Raw genomic sequence first — 1,168 nt, forward strand, 5'->3', positions numbered from 1 at the left:
CATATTATAAATGGGGGTTGCTCGAGCTGAATTTGCGAGGCTTTCCTTTGTGTTTTCTTTGTTTTTGATTGTTTTTTGAACAGGCTTTTCTTCATAGCGAATTTGAGCAGCTTCTACTCTGTCCATCCATGATTTTTGTTGATCTTGGGTAACGAGGTTTAATTCAAAATAAGACTTGATAAAGATACGCATCTTGTTCAAATCAGACTGGAGAGCTTTCTGTGAGATCGGCTTTTTATTCTCAAATTTAGAGATACGTTGTTCCAGAGAATCAACAAGCTTCTGTATATGCTCCATTAGCACTCACCCCCTAAATATTCCATGATTTCAGCGTTTGATTTTTTATAAGTATCTAAATACGCATCAATTTTTGTGTAGTCATACGACCAATCAGCAGCAACCAAAGCTAACTGCTCTAAACAAAGTTCAGTTGGGATTGCAGGTACACATGCTTCAAGACATGCATTCCCGTGCTCTGAAACGATTTTTGCCACTTCATTAAAAGCAGCCTGTATGAATTCTTGACGATCTTTAAAAAGCAGATTTTGCATAAAAGTTACCTAGTAACTTGGTTTAAACAATTAAACAAAGTTTATAGGTAACTTGTCAACCAATAAATAAGGTTAAAATTAACCTAGTAACTAGTAAACGGATATTCCCTGCATGAGCAAAGTCTACAAAATCAGAACTGATGAAGTTGAAAGCGTAAAAGAGACACTGATGAAATTCGTCGTAGCCAAAAAAAGCTTAATGGCTGAAAGTGATGTAATTCACGCACTTATCAAATACCACCTTAAGGATTTAAAGGCGGATGAAGTAATGAAATATAGACAAGATGTCCTAGGGAAAGATGAATAATGAAAGGCTTAATCACAGGTGTATTGTTGGCAGTAACAAGCACCTATGCCCTTGCTGAAATAAAAATACCTAAAACACCTAAAGGGCAAGAAAATAAATATTATGTAAAATATGACACTAAAAACAAAAAGATAGTCCAAGTCGGGACCTATGAATCAAGCCTAGAAGCACACAAAAAATGCACAGATGCTTTATTTAAAGGAAAAGATGCAAAAAAATTAGAAGAAATGGCAAAGGGAAAAACTGGGATAGTCGAATTGATATATTACTGCCGTCACTGAAATCGCATAATATCCTATTATGTTAAATA

At 35.0% G+C, this 1,168-nt stretch carries 3 protein-coding genes and 1 pseudogene; 2 read left to right on the forward strand and 2 right to left on the reverse strand.

Annotated elements, in window-relative coordinates; all coding sequences use genetic code 11:
* A pseudogene (locus NG55_RS20375) lies at window positions 1-297 on the reverse strand (replication initiation factor domain-containing protein); the annotation flags it as partial.
* Window positions 297-551 (reverse strand): hypothetical protein, encoded by a 255-nt coding sequence (locus tag NG55_RS20380; protein WP_065344264.1) that lies wholly within the window; start codon window positions 549-551, stop codon window positions 297-299. The gene NG55_RS20380 and the pseudogene NG55_RS20375, both read right to left, overlap by 1 nt.
* Before the next feature lie 112 nt (window positions 552-663).
* On the opposite strand from NG55_RS20380, the gene NG55_RS20385 reads away from it, so the two are divergent.
* Both NG55_RS20385 and NG55_RS20390 read left to right on the forward strand, forming a co-directional pair.
* Entirely contained in the window at window positions 664-858 is a 195-nt protein-coding gene (locus tag NG55_RS20385) for a hypothetical protein (protein WP_005241546.1), read from the forward strand.
* Window positions 858-1,139 (forward strand): hypothetical protein, encoded by a 282-nt coding sequence (locus tag NG55_RS20390; RefSeq protein ID WP_065344265.1) that lies wholly within the window; start codon window positions 858-860, stop codon window positions 1,137-1,139. Before NG55_RS20385 ends, NG55_RS20390 begins: the two co-directional genes overlap by 1 nt.
* Window positions 1,140-1,168 lie beyond the last annotated feature (29 nt).

Source organism: Acinetobacter gyllenbergii (assembly GCF_001682515.1).
GTDB classification, from domain to species: domain Bacteria; phylum Pseudomonadota; class Gammaproteobacteria; order Pseudomonadales; family Moraxellaceae; genus Acinetobacter; species Acinetobacter gyllenbergii.